The organism is Stenotrophomonas sp. YJH_SMC_36, from assembly GCF_059369935.1.
Genome location: NZ_JCAFTD010000003.1, coordinates 141,927 through 156,311 on the forward strand (window position 1 = coordinate 141,927; position 14,385 = coordinate 156,311).

Genomic DNA, 14,385 nt, shown 5'->3' on the forward strand with positions numbered 1-14,385 from the left:
ATCAGGTGGGAATGCCGCCGCGCACGGTCCGGCGGCGCCTAATCGCCCAGCAGCGCGGTGTTGCGTACGGCGCCCTTGTCGGCGCTGGTGGCCAGCAGGGCGTAGGCCTTCAACGCGCTGGTGACCTTGCGCGGGCGCGCCTCACGCGGCTTCCATCCCAACGCATCCTGCTCGGCACGGCGCGCATCCAACATCGCCGCATCCACCAGCAGATCAATCCGCCGCGCCGGAATATCAATGCGGATACGGTCGCCGTCGCGTACCAGCCCGATCGCACCGCCCGCCGCCGCTTCCGGCGAGGCATGCCCGATCGACAACCCGGACGTACCGCCCGAGAAGCGCCCGTCGGTCAGCAGTGCACACTGCTTGCCCAGTCCCTTCGATTTCAGGTAGCTGGTGGGGTAGAGCATTTCCTGCATGCCGGGGCCGCCTTTCGGGCCTTCGTAGCGGATGACCACCACGTCGCCCGCCTTCACTTCGTCGGCGAGGATGCCGGCCACGGCCGCGTCCTGGCTCTCGAACACGCGCGCGCTGCCTTCGAACACGTGGATGGATTCATCTACGCCTGCGGTCTTCACCACGCAACCGTCTTCGGCCAGATTGCCGCGCAGTACGGCCAGTCCGCCTTCTGCCGAGTAGGCATGCGCGACGCTGCGGATGCAGCCTTCGGCGCGGTCCACGTCCAGCGTGGGCCAGCGCGTGGCCTGGCTGAAAGCCACCTGGGTGGGGATGCCGGCCGGGCCGGCACGGAAGAAGTCGTGCACGCTTGATTCGCTGCTGACCGCCACATCCCAGCGCTCGAGAGCATCGGCCAGGGTGCGGCTGTGCACGGTCGGCACGGTGGTATCCAACAGGCCGCCACGCGCCAGTTCGCCCAGGATGCCGTACACGCCACCCGCGCGGTGCACGTCTTCCATGTGGTACCTGGGCGTGTTCGGCGCCACCTTGCACAGCTGCGGCACGCGCCGTGACAGCGCATCGATGTGGGTCAGGTCGAAGTCCACTTCGGCTTCCTGCGCGGCGGCCAGCAGGTGCAGGATGGTATTGGTCGATCCGCCCATGGCGATGTCCAGGGTCATCGCATTGGCGAACGCGGCCTGCGTGGCGATGCCCCGCGGCAGCGCGCTTTCTTCCTCGCCGCCGTACCAGCGGTGGCACAGTTCGACGATCAGGCGGCCCGCGCGCAGGAACAGCTGTTCGCGGTCGGCATGGGTGGCCAGGGTCGAGCCGTTGCCGGGCAGCGACAGGCCCAGCGCTTCGGTCAGGCAGTTCATCGAGTTGGCGGTGAACATGCCCGAACAGGAGCCGCAGGTGGGGCAGGCGCTGCGCTCGAACTCGGCCACCTTTTCATCGCTGGCGCTCTCGTCGGCGGCGATGACCATCGCATCGACCAGATCCAGCTTGTGCTCGGACAGCCGGGTCTTGCCCGCTTCCATCGGCCCGCCGGACACGAACACCACCGGGATGTTCAGGCGCAGTGCGGCCATCAGCATGCCAGGGGTGATCTTGTCGCAGTTGGAAATGCACACCAGCGCATCGGCGCAGTGCGCGTTGACCATGTACTCGACCGAGTCGGCGATGATCTCGCGGCTGGGCAGTGAATACAGCATGCCGTCGTGGCCCATCGCGATACCGTCGTCCACGGCGATCGTGTTGAACTCCTTGGCGACGCCGCCGACCTTCTCGATCTCGCGCGCGACCAGCTGGCCGAGGTCCTTCAGGTGCACGTGGCCCGGTACGAACTGGGTGAACGAGTTGGCGATGGCGATGATCGGCTTGTGGAAATCGCCGTCCTTCATGCCGGTGGCACGCCACAGGGCGCGGGCGCCGGCCATGTTGCGGCCGGCGGTGGAGGTGCGGGAGCGGTATTCGGGCATGGCTGGCGGAACGGGCGGGCCGTACGACATGGGGTGTCGGACGATCATCGCCAATTTTTTCGGTTGCTGCTGCAACCACCGCTCGTCTGCGCGGCGCCGCCGGGTGATGCGGCGATGGCGGATCGGGCCTGACGAAAATGAAACGCCGTTCATCTTTCGGACTTTGCCGATTCCGGTTGTTGGCCCGGATCGGGCATCATTGGGGTATTGATCCGCTGCTTGAGGCATGAGGCCATGAAACGTTCCCGCACCACCGCGCTGCTGCTGATGAGCGCCGCACCGCTGCTGTTCACCGCCTGCCAGAAGGAGCCGGAGGTGAAGGTGCAGGAAGGCCTGTTCACTTCGGTCGAGGCCTGCACCGAGGCCACCGGTGATCCGTCGTCGTGCCGCAACGCGTTCGCCGAGGCGCAGAAGCAGGCCGCCGACGCTGCGCCGAAGTACGCCACCAAGGAAGCCTGCGAGCAGGACTACAAGCCCGAGCAGTGCGTGCAGCAGCACACGTCGGCAGGCACCTCGTTCATCGGCCCGATGATGATGGGCTTCTTCATGTCCCAGATGCTGAGCAACCGCGGTGGCCTGGCCCCGCAGGCGCCGGCGTCGGCACCGGCCTACCAGGACAAGAATGCGGGTTGGGCGCGTTCGGCCCCGGGCGGTACGGGGGGCCTGAACACCGCCAGCGGCATCGGCGCCGGCAAGGCTGGCCTGGCACCGGTCACCAGCGAGCCGAACCGTGCCGTCACCGCCAGCCGGGGTGGCTTCGGCAACACCAGCGCGCGTCGCAGCACCAGCGGCAGCTACGGCGGCTGATCGACCCATGCAGCGTATCCGTATCGCCGAGCGCGCCCACTGGCGGGCGCGCGCGGAGGAAGCCGGTTTCCGCTTCCACACCATCGACGGCCAGCCGTACTGGGATGAAAGCGCGTACTACGCCTTCACCCTGCGCCAGATCGAACAGGACATCGAAGATCCCAGCGCCGAGCTGCACCAGATGGCGCTCGACCTTGTGGGCGACGTGGTGGCCAGCGAGCGGCTGATGGATCAGCTGGCGATTCCCGCGCATTACCGCGACTGGATCGCCGACAGCTGGCGCCAGCGCCAGCCGCATCTGTACGGCCGGCTCGATCTGGCCTATGACGGTACCGGTCCGGCCAAGCTGTACGAGCTGAACTACGACACGCCGACCTCGCTGTTCGAGGCCAGTTTCTTCCAGTGGCAGTGGCTGGAGGACCAGCGCAACGCCGGCCGCCTGCCGCAGCAGGCCGACCAGTTCAACGCCATCCATGAGGCACTGGTCGAACGTTTCGGCGAGCTCGCCGGCCGCCTGCCGCCACCGCTGTACTTCAGCGCCGTGGGCAGTTCGGAAGAGGACCGGGGCACGGTGGAATACCTGCGCGACTGTGCTTCGCAGGCAGGCCTGCACGGGCAGGGCATCGCCATTGAAGACATCGGCCTGTCCGCGGATGGCCGCTTCACCGCGCTGGACGATTCGGTGATCGGCACGCTGTTCAAGCTGTACCCGCTGGAAGACCTGATGGCCGAGGAGTTTGGCCGCGCGCTGCCCGGCTCGGGCCTGCAGCTGCTGGAACCGGCATGGAAGGCGGTGCTGAGCAACAAGGGCATCCTGCCATTGCTGTGGCAGCGCAATGTCGGCCACCCGAACCTGCTGGAGGCGCACTTCGACGACGGCAGCGCGCTGGCCACCGGCTGGGTGCGCAAGCCCCTGTTCTCGCGCGAGGGCGCCAACATCGAAATGCACTTGGCCGATGGCAGCACCCAGCGCAGCGATGGCCCCTACGATGGACCGGCGATCATCCAGCGCGCGCATCCGCTGACCCGCTTCGAAGGCGGTTATCCGCTGATCGGCAGCTGGGTGGTCGGTGACCACGCCTGCGGCATCGGCATCCGCGAGGACGACAGCGCGATCACCCGCGACAGCGCGCGCTTCGTACCGCACGCGATCGTTGACGAGGCGCCGACGCGGATCTACGTCTGAGCACGGTGCGCACCCGCACACGTAGTGGACGCTAGCGCCGGGCCATGCCCGGCGTGTGCGGTGATCCGCCGGGCATGGCCCGGCGCTACCGGTCAGAGCAGGCCTTCGCGCTTGACGGCCAGGTAGCGTTCCACCAGCGCGGCCGGCAGGGCATCGGCGGTCACGTCCAGAACCATCACCTTCTCGCTGCGCAGTGCCTCGTGCGCCTTCGCGCGCTGCTGCAGATACAGCGCCGCGGCGCCGGCCTGCGCGGCGTCCTCCAGCGTATGCACCTCGCCTTCGAGCGCGCCGTCCAGCTCGTGCTCGCGTAGGCTGGCCACGCACACCAGGTGGCGGCGCTGCAGCAGGCGCACCGCGGCCAGGAGGTCCTCGATGTCTTCGTCGCGCACGTTGCTGACCAGCATCACCAGCGCACGGCGTCGCTGGCGCAGGGATACCTCGGTGGCGGCGGCCAGGTAATCGGTGGCTACCGGCTGCGGCTGCAGGTCGTAGCTGGCCCGCAGCAGATGCTCGACGGTGCCCATGCCGCGCTGTGGCTGCACCCACCGACGCTCGCCGCCGACGGCGAACAGGCCAGCCGCATCGCCCTGCCGCAACGCCAGATAGGCGACCACCAGCGAGGCGTTCAAGGCATGGTCGAAGTGCGAGAGTCCGCCTTCGCTGGCCAGCATGCGGCGGCCACTGTCGAGCATCAGCAGCAACTGCTGGTTCTTCTCGTCCTGGTACTCGCGGGAGATCAGCTTGCGTGCGCGGGCGGTGGCCTTCCAGTCGAGCTGGCGCAGGCTGTCGCCGACGCGGTACTCGCGCATCTGGTGGAAGTCAGTGCCCTCACCACGCCGGCGCTTCACGTGGGCGCCCACCAAGCGTGAGGCCTGATCGGCGCTGAACAGCGCGAAGCGGGTCAGCGGCACGAAGTTCGGATAGACGCGGACGTCCAGCAGAGGGGGCAGGGTGCGCTGCTGCCACCACAGGCGCCATGGCGAGCGGATGCGCAGCTGCACGCCCTCGAAGCGGAAGCGTCCGCGCTGCTGCGGCTGCAGGGTGTAGTGCAGCGCGCAGGCATGCCCGGGACGCAGCTGCACGCGCTGGGGTAGCGACTCCAGCGGCCAGCCACCCGGCACCAGATCGAATACCTGCACCCGCATCGGCTCTGTGGTCTGCAGGCGCAGGCCCACCTCGCGGCGCACGCCCAGGGCCAGCGCTTCGGGCAGCTCGCGCTGCACCTGTGGCGACGGTCGCCGGGCCTGCCGCCACAGGTCCAGCAACGCCAGCGTACCGATCACAGTGGCAACCAGTGCCCAGCTCCAGCGCGGCAATGCGCCGGCCAGCACCACGCCTCCCAGCGCAGCCCAGGCCAGCAGCAGGACCAGCAGCAGCGGCGCAGGCCTCATCGGCGCGGTGCTTCCACCTTGGCCAGCAGCGCACCCAGCACATCGTCGGCGTCCTGGCCTTCGATCTGCAGTTCCGGTGCCAGCGCGATGCGGTGGCGCAGCGCCGGACGCGCGATGTCGCGCACGTCATCGGGGGTGACGAAGTCACGACCGGCCAGCACGGCCTGCGCGCGCGCAGCACGCACCAGCGCGATGCTGCCACGCGGTCCAGCGCCCACGGCGATGCCGGGCCATTGCCGGGTGGCAGCGACGATGCGCACGGCGTAGTCGATCACTTCGTCATCGACGGTGATCGCGGCCGTGGCCTGCTGCAGCTGCAGCAGTTCTCCGGCGCCCAGTACGCGCGGCACCCGGCTCAGATCGAAATCGCTGGCGGCGCGGCCACGGGTGATGGCCGTGACCATGCGTTTCTCGTCCTCCAGCTGCGGATAGTCGATCAGCACCTTCAACAGGAAGCGATCCAGCTGCGCTTCCGGCAGCGGGTAGGTGCCTTCCTGTTCCAGCGGGTTCTGCGTGGCCAGGGCCATGAACGGCGGCGCCAGGGTGAAGGCTTTGCCTTCGATGGTCACCTGGCCCTCCTGCATCACTTCCAGCAGTGCGGACTGGGTCTTGGCCGGTGCACGGTTGATCTCGTCGGCCAGCAGCAGGTTGGTGAACACCGGCCCGCGACGGATCTTGAAGCTCTCGCTCTTCGGATCGTAGACGGCGTGGCCGCTGACATCGCTGGGCATCAGGTCCGGCGTGAACTGCACGCGGCCATAGTCCAGTTCCAGTGCCTGCGCCAGTGCGCGCACCAGCAGTGTCTTGCCCAGTCCGGGCACGCCTTCGATCAGGACATGGCCGCCAGCCAGAAGGGCAACCAGGATCTGGTCAAGCACGTCAGCCTGGCCGATGAAGGCGTGGCCGACGGCCTGGCGGATGGCGTCGACGCGTTCGATCAGGCGGGCATTGGCGGCCGCCGGATGTTCGGGGACTTCGGTCATAGCAGGGATCTCATCTGGAGCAGCAAGCGGATGCGCTCGCGCAGGGCGGAGGAATCGTGCGGCGGAGGGGGGGTCAGGGCACTGGCAACGCGGCTGCGCGGCCACTGCAGCAGTTCGGCGATGGCCTGTTCGCGTGGCGCGCCTTCCAGCGCAGCAGCGAGTGGCGCGCGCAGGCGCAGGCGATGCACGAACAGGGCATGCACGGCCTGGTACAGGCGCACGCCCTGGCCGAAGCGCAGCAGCAGTTCGCCGCTGGCGCGCACATGTTCCAGCAGCGAGCGGCGCTCGATCACGGGCGATGGCAACAGGCTGCCGAACCGCTGCGAGCGCGCCCACAGCCAGGCCAGCAGTGCCATCAGCAGCGGTACCCACAGCGGCCAGCCCTGGTAGAACAGGCGCACCCACAGTGACGGCGGACGACTGGCATAGACCAGCCACATGGCGCCCTTGCCGTAATTGGGATCGAGCAGGTAGCGGGTCAGATCGCGGTGGGAACGGTCGTGCAGGCCGTCGCTGGCCTGGCCCTTGGCTGCGGCCATCCGCGCGGCCTGCGACTCCACTTCGCTGCGCATGAAATCCATGTCCGCCAGCACGCTCACCCGGCCCTGGCCGTGACGCAGGCGCGCGAACACCAGGTCGTGCCCGCTGCCCCACCGGCGTTCGGTCCGCGCTTCAGCGGCGAAGCCAAGCGTGAAGCGGCGGCCCTGGCAGAATTCCACGTGGCCGGGATCGTCCTGGACATGGAAGGGCTGGCAGTCGCTGCGCTGGTAAAGGCTGTCCACGCCGAGTGCATCCAGCAGCGGCCCCTGCGTGCTGCCGGCATCGTCCTCGGCCGGCGGCGGCGTGCGCAGCAGCAGATGGCCACCGCCGTCGACCCACGCCAACAGCGCCCTGGCGGCCGGCGCCGGCAGCTCGCTGCTGTCCTGCAGCAGCACCACCGTGTCCTGCGGCCCCAGCGCCATCTGCTGCAGGTCCAGCCGCGGCCGCGCATGCACCTCGATGCCATCGGCGCGCAGCGCCTGCCCGAGCACGTACAGCGGGTTGTAACGGGCCTCGCCCTGCGGTGGCAGCGTGACCGTTTCGGTGACCCGCTCATGGGTACGCATGAACAGGATCGCCAGTGGCACGCCGAGCAGCAGCAGCGTCCCCAGCAACAGTGACCAGAACAGGCGCGGGTTCATGCCTGCCACCCGTACTGCTGGCGCAGGGTCGTGGCCAGCGCATCGAAATCGCCGCGGCTGGGCAGGTGACCACCGTAGGCGGCGTATTGCCACATCCGCACCATGCGCGCGAACAGTTCACGGTCGACGCTGTCGGGCATGCGTCGCGAGGCACGCAGGCACTGCGATTCGGTGGCGCCCGGAGGCAGTGCGATGCCGGCACGCTCGCTGACCGTGCGCACGCTGGCCCGGTACAACAGGGCCAGCGCCTGGCGCGGCCGGCCCTGGTCCCACAGCAGACCAGCTTGGGTCGCCACGTCCGGCGGCAGCACCACCGGCAGCTCGACCTGTTCCTCGACCACGTGCGGCGCCGCTGCGGCCCGGCGGCGGCCCGAGCCGCGCAGCCACGGCAGCCACAACCGTGCAGTCAGCACCAGCACCAGAAGGAGGGCACCGAGCAGGCCCCACAGGCCCCATTCGGCCAATCGCGCCAGCCAGGCGATGCTGCTGCTGCGCGACGTGCGTTGGCTCTGGCTGCTGCCGTCGCGTTCCAGTTCCTTGCGTGCGTCCTTTTTCTCTTCCGCCTCTTCGATCGCTTTCCACTGCGTGACCTGGCGGGTCGGGCGCTGCAACGGATCCTCGTAGGCGCGGCTCACGGCCTGGCGGAAGCCCGCGGTATCCACCGGGGTGTCGCCGAAGATCATGGCGGGTGTATCGCCGGGGTTGATCTGCGGTGCTCGGCGCGCGTCGCTCTTGCGGTTGCTCGATGCGTCACCCTCCTGCGCGTGCACCGGCATGGAGGTGAGCGGCAGTGCCAGGCACAGCAGCAGCGCCAGGCACAGCAGCAGCGCCAGCGACGAGGCAACCGGCAGCAGGCGTTCGCGCAGCCGGCGCAGGGCGATCTCCACGTCCCAGGCTTCCATCTGCGTACGTCGATTCAAGTACAGGCCGAACCCGGCGCCGACGTAGAACGGCCCGATCAGCACGGAGGCCAGCCAGCAGGCCAGATTGAATCCCAGCTTCGCCCAGGCGGGCGTGTCCTTGCCGATCATGTCCCAGGCCGCGCGCCAGGAATCGGAGAGCAGCTCGAACGGGATGAACATGAACACCGCGCCGATGGCGCCTGCGACCAGTACGCCCTCGAACACCATGCAGGCTACGGTCAGCACCAGCGCCGGACCCGCCGCGCCGGCTGCGACCGCGCGCCGGCGCGGGCCACGCTGTTCGGCGGTGTTGCCCTCCAGCAGGTTGACCGGCAGGCACAGGCTGCGCAGCACGCTGAAGCGACGCCAGCCCAGGTAGCCCCAGAAACCACGGTTGCCCCACTGCCGCTGTGCCCGCAGGGCGGCCAGGGCGGTGACCGGCTCGCCGAACACACCGCGTGACAGCACATACAGCGGCGCGCGTTCGAACACGGGCTTGCACCACCACATCAGCAGCCAGGCCAGGCCGAATGCGTCCAGCCACCAGCCCAGTGCGTTGGCGATCACGAACAGCGGTGCGCTGGCCAGCAGCCAGCTGCCCCACACCGCACGCGCATGCCGGCGGGTCAGCGCGCTGCCCAGCTCCATCGCTTCCCAGCCGCTGCGTGCGCGCAGCACGACGTCCAGGCGATCAATGCGCATCGCCGCCTCCGCGTCCGCCACGCCACAACCACAGCAGCACGCCGGCCCACAGCACCCCGGCCACACTGAACTTGCCCCACGCCGGCACTTCGGCAATGGACGACCAGAACGCCTCCACGAACGCCGCGACCAGCAACATGAAGGCCACGCCCAGGCACAGCCGGGCACCGATGCGGCCACCTTCGACCAGTGCGTCCAGGCGGCTGCGGCGTCCGGGCGCCAGCAGCTTCATGCCCAGCTGAAGACCGGCGCCGCCTGCGATGACGATGGCGGTGAGCTCGAATGCACCGTGGCCGACCACGAAGCGCCAGAAGGGATCACCATGGCCGATGTGCTGCAGGTGGCCGGCCACCACGCCGATGATGACGCCGTTGAACAACAGCACCAGCAGCGTGCCCAGCCCGGCCAGCAGGCCGCTGGCGAAAGTGCGCAGGGCGATGCTGATGTTGTTCATGATGTAGTGGCCGAACATCATCCAGTCGGTACCGCTGTCGCGGCCCAGGCGTTCGGCAGCCGGGTCGTACATGCGTTCCATTTCGGCGATCTGGCGGTTGTCCATCACCTGGTGGATCAGGTCCGGGTACAGCTGCACCAGCACGAAGCAGCCCACCGCCGGCAGCGCGAACATCGCCAGGGCGGCCCACATGCTGCGTGCCTGGCTGCGCACCAGCAGCGGGAAATCGGCCACCAGGAATTCAAGCGCGCGCCGCCAGCGCGTGGGAGGCGTCCGGTACAGCACGCTGTGGCCCTGCTGCATCAGCTGTTGCAGGCGCTGCACCAACTGCGGGCTGTAGCCCCGCTCACGGGCCAGTGCCAGCTGCTGGCACAGCCGCCGGTAACGCTGTGGAAACGCAGTGTCGTCCAGCGTGGTGGCCGCGGGCTGGCGGCGGCGACGGCGGGAGGCGCCGGCACGCAGCAGCAGCCACTGCTCCAGGTCCAGCCATTCCTGCTGATGGCGGGCGACGAACTGTTCCTGCTTCATCGCCGTCCCAGCAACCAGTTGGCCATCGCATACAGGCGCAGCACGCCGACCTGGCCATGGGTGCCGGTCAATGGTTCGGCGATGGCGGCCAGTTCCTGCTGGCGGAGCGGTGCCAGCCGCGGGGCACGCTCGGCGAAGGCCAGCAGCGCCGCCTGTTCCTCCGGCCGCAGCGGCTGCGGCGGCGCCAGCACGCTGTCGATGGTGGCCGGCGGCGGCAGGTACAGCGCCGGCGCGTGCACCACCACGGTGCCGGCGACCAGATCGCCCAGGCGGCGGCCGTGCGCGTCGAACAGGCTGCTGAGCAGGCCCAGCGCGTAAGCGAACGGCAGCATGTCGACGGTCCGCAGCAGGTTGCGGGTGATCGCCGCCATCCAGCCCACCGGCGCGCCATCACGGGCCAGCACGCGCAGGCCCAGCGCGCGCTTGCCCGGGGTGCGGCCCCACAGCGCCTCGCAGACGATCGGATACGCCCAGTACACCAGGAACATCAGGGCCAGGTAGAGGCCGGTGCCGAATTCCTTCAACAGTGCCAGCGGGATCGACAGCGCGGCAAGAATCGCGAAACGAATGGCCAGATCGACCAGCCAGGCCAGCGCACGTGGCACCGGACCGGCGGCCGGCAGCTGCAGCGGCACGCCTTCCGGCGTCACCACCTCGCGGTAGGTGTCGAGCATCGGTGCGGCCATCAGAGCGACGGCCTTCGTTGTGGGCGCTGGAGTCCTCTCCGGCTGGCAACCACAGGCATGGGGGTCTCGACAGTTCCTGGTCGGGCCCAGACTTTAGCAGAGCGCGCCGGCAGTCGAGGGCCTCAGCCCAGGTATTCGTCCTTCAGCCGGACGTAGTGGTCGGCCGAGTAATGCAGCGACTCGATCTCCCTGTCGCTCAGCATGCGCGCCGGCCGGGCGGGATTGCCCAGCCAGAGTTCGCCTTCGCCGACCACCTTGCCCGGGCCCACCACTGCACCAGCACCGACGAAGCCATGGCGCTCCACGCGCGCGCCATCGAGGATGCAGGCGCCCATTCCGATCAGGCTGTAATCGCCGATGCTGCAGGCATGGATGATGCAGCCGTGGCCGACTGTCACGCCTTCGCCGATCAGGGTCGGATAGCCGGCCTTGTTGTACGGGCTGTGATGGCTGACGTGGATGATGGTGCCGTCCTGCACGTTGGTGCGGGCGCCGATGCGGACGAAATTGACGTCGCCACGGATGACGGTACCCGGCCAGATCGAAACATCGTCGGCAAGCTCCACGTCACCAATGAGGGTACACGCCGGGTCGACGTATACGCGTGCGCCGAGCACCGGCATCTTGTCGCGGAAAGGGCGCAGCGGGGTCATCGGTGTCTCCGGAAATCAGGGCGATCGCGACGATGATACGCGGGCCGCTGCGCTCGCCGGGCATGGCCCGGCGCCACCGTCGATGCTGCGTTACGCCACGCGTCCGCGCCGTGCACGCTCCAGGTGCACCAGCAGCAGCGAGATCGCGGCCGGCGTCATGCCGGGGATGCGCTGCGCCTGGCCAATGGTCTGCGGACGCACACGTTCCAGCTTCTGCAGCACTTCGGCCGACAGGCCACGCACGCTGGCGTAGTCGAAGCCTTCAGCGATCGGTGTGGCTTCGTGCCGCTGCTGGCGCGCGATCTCGTCGCGCTGGCGGTCCAGGTAGCCGGCGTATTTCACGCCGATCTCGACCTGCTCGGCCACCTTGCCATCGGCCACTGCCGGGCCGAGCGAGGGCACCTGCATCAGCTGCGCGTAATCCAGCTCGGGGCGCTTGATCAGGTCGAGCACATTGGTTTCGCGGCTGACAGTCACCCCCAGCGTGTCCTGCACTTCGCGGCCCAGGGCATTGGCCGGGGTCGCCCACAGCGCCCCCAGCCGCGCACGTTCGGCGGCTACGGCAGCCTGCTTGGCCTCGAACGCCATCCAGCGCCGATCATCGACCAGTCCCATGTCGCGGCCAACCGGAGTCAGGCGCTGGTCGGCGTTGTCCTCGCGCAGCTGCAGCCGGTACTCGGCGCGGCTGGTGAACATGCGGTACGGCTCGTTGGTGCCGTGGGTGATCAGATCATCCACCAGCACGCCCAGATACGCTTCGTCGCGGCGCGGGCACCAGCCATCCAGGCCGCGCACCTGGCGGGCCGCATTGAGGCCGGCCAGCAGGCCCTGCGCGGCCGCCTCTTCATAACCGGTGGTGCCGTTGATCTGGCCAGCGAAGAACAGGCCGTTGACCAGCTTGGTTTCCAGCGAAGCCTTCAGTCCGCGCGGATCGAAGAAGTCGTACTCGATGGCGTAGCCGGGGCGGGTGATGTGCGCGTTCTGGAAGCCCCGGATGCTGCGCACCATCTCCAGCTGCACGTCGAACGGCAGCGAGGTGGAGATGCCGTTGGGATAGATCTCGACGATGCCCAGCCCCTCAGGCTCGACGAAGATCTGGTGGCTGGCCTTTTCGGCGAAGCGCACCACCTTGTCCTCGATGGAGGGGCAGTAACGCGGGCCGATGCCTTCGATCTGGCCGCTGTACAGCGGCGAGCGGTGCAGGGCGTCACGGATGATCTGGTGGGTCTGCTCGGTGGTATGGGTGATCCAGCAGCTGACCTGCTGCGGATGTTCGTCCACCGAGCCGAGGAAGGACATCACCGGCCGCGGCGTATCACCGGGCTGCTCGTCCATCACGCTGTAATCCAGCGAGCGGCCGTCGATGCGCGGTGGCGTGCCGGTCTTCAGGCGGTCGACCTGGAACGGGCGCTCGCGCAGGCGTGCGGCCAGCGTGGTGGCCGGCGGATCGCCCATGCGGCCGGCGGCGTACTGGGTCGGACCGACGTGGATCTTGCCGGCCAGGAAGGTGCCGGCGGTCAGCACCACCGCCTCCGCATCGAAGCGCAGGCCGGTCTGGGTGATGACGCCGCGCACGGCGTCGCCCTCGATGACCAGATCATCGACGGCCGCCTGGAACACGGTCAGGTTGGCCTGGCCCTCGACGAGGGCGCGGATCGCCATGCGGTACAGGTTGCGGTCGGCCTGGCAGCGGGTGGCGCGCACCGCTGGACCCTTGGAGGCATTGAGCGTGCGCCACTGGATGCCGGCGCGGTCGGCGGCATGCGCCATCGCCCCGCCAAGGGCGTCGATCTCCTTGACCAGATGGCCCTTGCCGATACCGCCGATGGCCGGATTGCAGCTCATCGCGCCCACCGTTTCGATGTTGTGGGTCAGCAGGAGGGTGCGCACGCCGGTGCGGGCCGCGGCCAGCGCGGCCTCGGTGCCGGCGTGGCCACCGCCGATGACGATGACGTCGTAACGATGGAAGGAGTGGGTCATGGGGGCGGAGTCGATGGGGGCGGGCGCGGCCGGAGGCGGTGCCGGGGTGGCGATTTTAGCGCCATTCGGCAGGGCGACGCCCGGAGAAGCCAGGGCCGGACGAAATTGACCCTAAAGTTGGCAGGATTTTTGCAGATAACCCAATAGCACCCATCGTGGCTGGCGCCGAAGGCGCCCGTGACCGGAATTGGAACAGGGGCCGGTACAGGCGCACGATGGGGGAGCAGAGGGCCGGCAGTCGGGGGACTGTCCGGCCCTGTTTTTCTTCGCGGAAGGCATCCGCAAAAACAGACGGCCCCGCATTGCGGGGCCGTCTGCCTTCAGAGGTGCCGACATCCGACAGGGCCGGAACAGGGGGGATCCAGATGTTCCTGTCGGATATCGACGTAGAGCTTTCCGCGACGGCCCATACCGCTTCTTGTCACTTTGTGACGCGGGCCGTCACAACCGCTTTAGATTGCCGCTTGGACCATGTGAAATGCAAGACGGTTCAGCGCTCAAGTGTGCGCTGCGTCGCACGATCCATGTTGCGCCAGGGGGAACCGTTCATCCTGGGCGCACTCGGTGCCGGCGCCGGGCGGGCCGGCGGTGCCGGGCGCTGCACGCTCGGCTGCGGCGGGCGTCGCATCGAGTCCATGTTCCGCCACGGTGAACCACCATTGTTCTCGCGAGGCGGACGCGGCGGACGGTTCTCGCCATTGCCCGGCGGGCGCGGTGGCGGGCGGTGATTGTGCGGTGGACGATAGATCGGACGCGAGTAATACGGGTAGCCATAGCCGCCGTAATAGCCGCCATAGCCTCCGTAGTACGGGCCGTAGTTGTAGGGATAGCCGGCGGGGTAGCGGTACTCCACCGACGGCGCACCGTGGTAGTAGCTGCCGCTGCGGCCACCGCCGACATAGTCGTAGGTGGTGCAGCCGGTCAGGGCCAGCAACAGGCCACCGGCAAGCATCAGGCGCGTTTTCATGTGGGTCCCCCCAGAACGGGTGTGCAGTCAGCTTCGGGCGTGGGCATTGAATCGGCCCTTAATTCCACCACCCAGGATGAATGGCGGC

12 protein-coding genes are annotated in these 14,385 nt (G+C 68.6%); 2 read left to right on the forward strand and 10 right to left on the reverse strand.

Annotated features, from left to right (window positions below; translation table 11 throughout):
- Positions 1-38: 38 nt before the first annotated feature.
- On the reverse strand, positions 39-1,877 hold the full coding sequence (gene ilvD, locus AC5P76_RS07240; protein ID WP_253119143.1) for a dihydroxy-acid dehydratase: 1,839 nt from the start codon (positions 1,875-1,877) through the stop codon (positions 39-41).
- 234 nt (positions 1,878-2,111) lie between these two features.
- Here ilvD and AC5P76_RS07245 point away from each other — a divergent pair, with 234 nt between their 5' ends.
- Together AC5P76_RS07245 and AC5P76_RS07250 are read left to right on the forward strand one after the other, a co-directional pair.
- The gene (locus AC5P76_RS07245; RefSeq protein WP_053517972.1) at positions 2,112-2,684 is read left to right on the forward strand and encodes a DUF1190 domain-containing protein; all 573 of its coding nucleotides are present in this window, start codon (positions 2,112-2,114) and stop codon (positions 2,682-2,684) included.
- Between the two features lie 7 nt (positions 2,685-2,691).
- Entirely contained in the window at positions 2,692-3,870 is a 1,179-nt protein-coding gene (locus AC5P76_RS07250; RefSeq protein WP_253119145.1) for a glutathionylspermidine synthase family protein, read from the forward strand.
- Positions 3,871-3,962: 92 nt separating this feature from the next.
- Here AC5P76_RS07250 and AC5P76_RS07255 read toward each other — a convergent pair whose 3' ends face one another.
- From AC5P76_RS07255 to AC5P76_RS07295, 9 genes are all read right to left on the reverse strand, one after another.
- Positions 3,963-5,261, reverse strand: coding sequence for a DUF58 domain-containing protein (locus AC5P76_RS07255; protein ID WP_065174310.1), 1,299 nt, complete (start codon positions 5,259-5,261; stop codon positions 3,963-3,965).
- On the reverse strand, positions 5,258-6,244 hold the full coding sequence (locus AC5P76_RS07260) for an AAA family ATPase (protein WP_074900112.1): 987 nt from the start codon (positions 6,242-6,244) through the stop codon (positions 5,258-5,260). Before AC5P76_RS07260 ends, AC5P76_RS07255 begins: the two co-directional genes overlap by 4 nt.
- Positions 6,241-7,425, reverse strand: coding sequence for a DUF4350 domain-containing protein (locus AC5P76_RS07265; protein ID WP_065181461.1), 1,185 nt, complete (start codon positions 7,423-7,425; stop codon positions 6,241-6,243). Before AC5P76_RS07265 ends, AC5P76_RS07260 begins: the two co-directional genes overlap by 4 nt.
- Positions 7,422-9,029, reverse strand: a complete 1,608-nt coding sequence (locus AC5P76_RS07270) for a DUF4129 domain-containing protein (protein ID WP_253119146.1) — start codon at positions 9,027-9,029, stop codon at positions 7,422-7,424. Before AC5P76_RS07270 ends, AC5P76_RS07265 begins: the two co-directional genes overlap by 4 nt.
- Positions 9,019-10,011 (reverse strand): stage II sporulation protein M, encoded by a 993-nt coding sequence (locus AC5P76_RS07275; RefSeq protein WP_253119148.1) that lies wholly within the window; start codon positions 10,009-10,011, stop codon positions 9,019-9,021. Before AC5P76_RS07275 ends, AC5P76_RS07270 begins: the two co-directional genes overlap by 11 nt.
- Entirely contained in the window at positions 10,008-10,697 is a 690-nt protein-coding gene (locus tag AC5P76_RS07280) for an RDD family protein (protein WP_053517981.1), read from the reverse strand. The genes AC5P76_RS07275 and AC5P76_RS07280 overlap by 4 nt, the downstream gene beginning before the upstream one ends.
- 122 nt (positions 10,698-10,819) lie before the next feature.
- A complete protein-coding gene (locus tag AC5P76_RS07285) occupies positions 10,820-11,350 on the reverse strand; it encodes a gamma carbonic anhydrase family protein (protein WP_253119150.1) in 531 nt (176 codons plus the stop codon).
- A 90-nt stretch (positions 11,351-11,440) separates the two neighbouring features.
- The gene (gene mnmG, locus AC5P76_RS07290) at positions 11,441-13,330 is read right to left on the reverse strand and encodes a tRNA uridine-5-carboxymethylaminomethyl(34) synthesis enzyme MnmG (protein ID WP_065174313.1); all 1,890 of its coding nucleotides are present in this window, start codon (positions 13,328-13,330) and stop codon (positions 11,441-11,443) included.
- A gap of 490 nt (positions 13,331-13,820) precedes the next feature.
- The gene (locus AC5P76_RS07295; protein ID WP_053517985.1) at positions 13,821-14,297 is read right to left on the reverse strand and encodes a hypothetical protein; all 477 of its coding nucleotides are present in this window, start codon (positions 14,295-14,297) and stop codon (positions 13,821-13,823) included.
- Between the last annotated feature and the right edge of the window lie 88 nt (positions 14,298-14,385).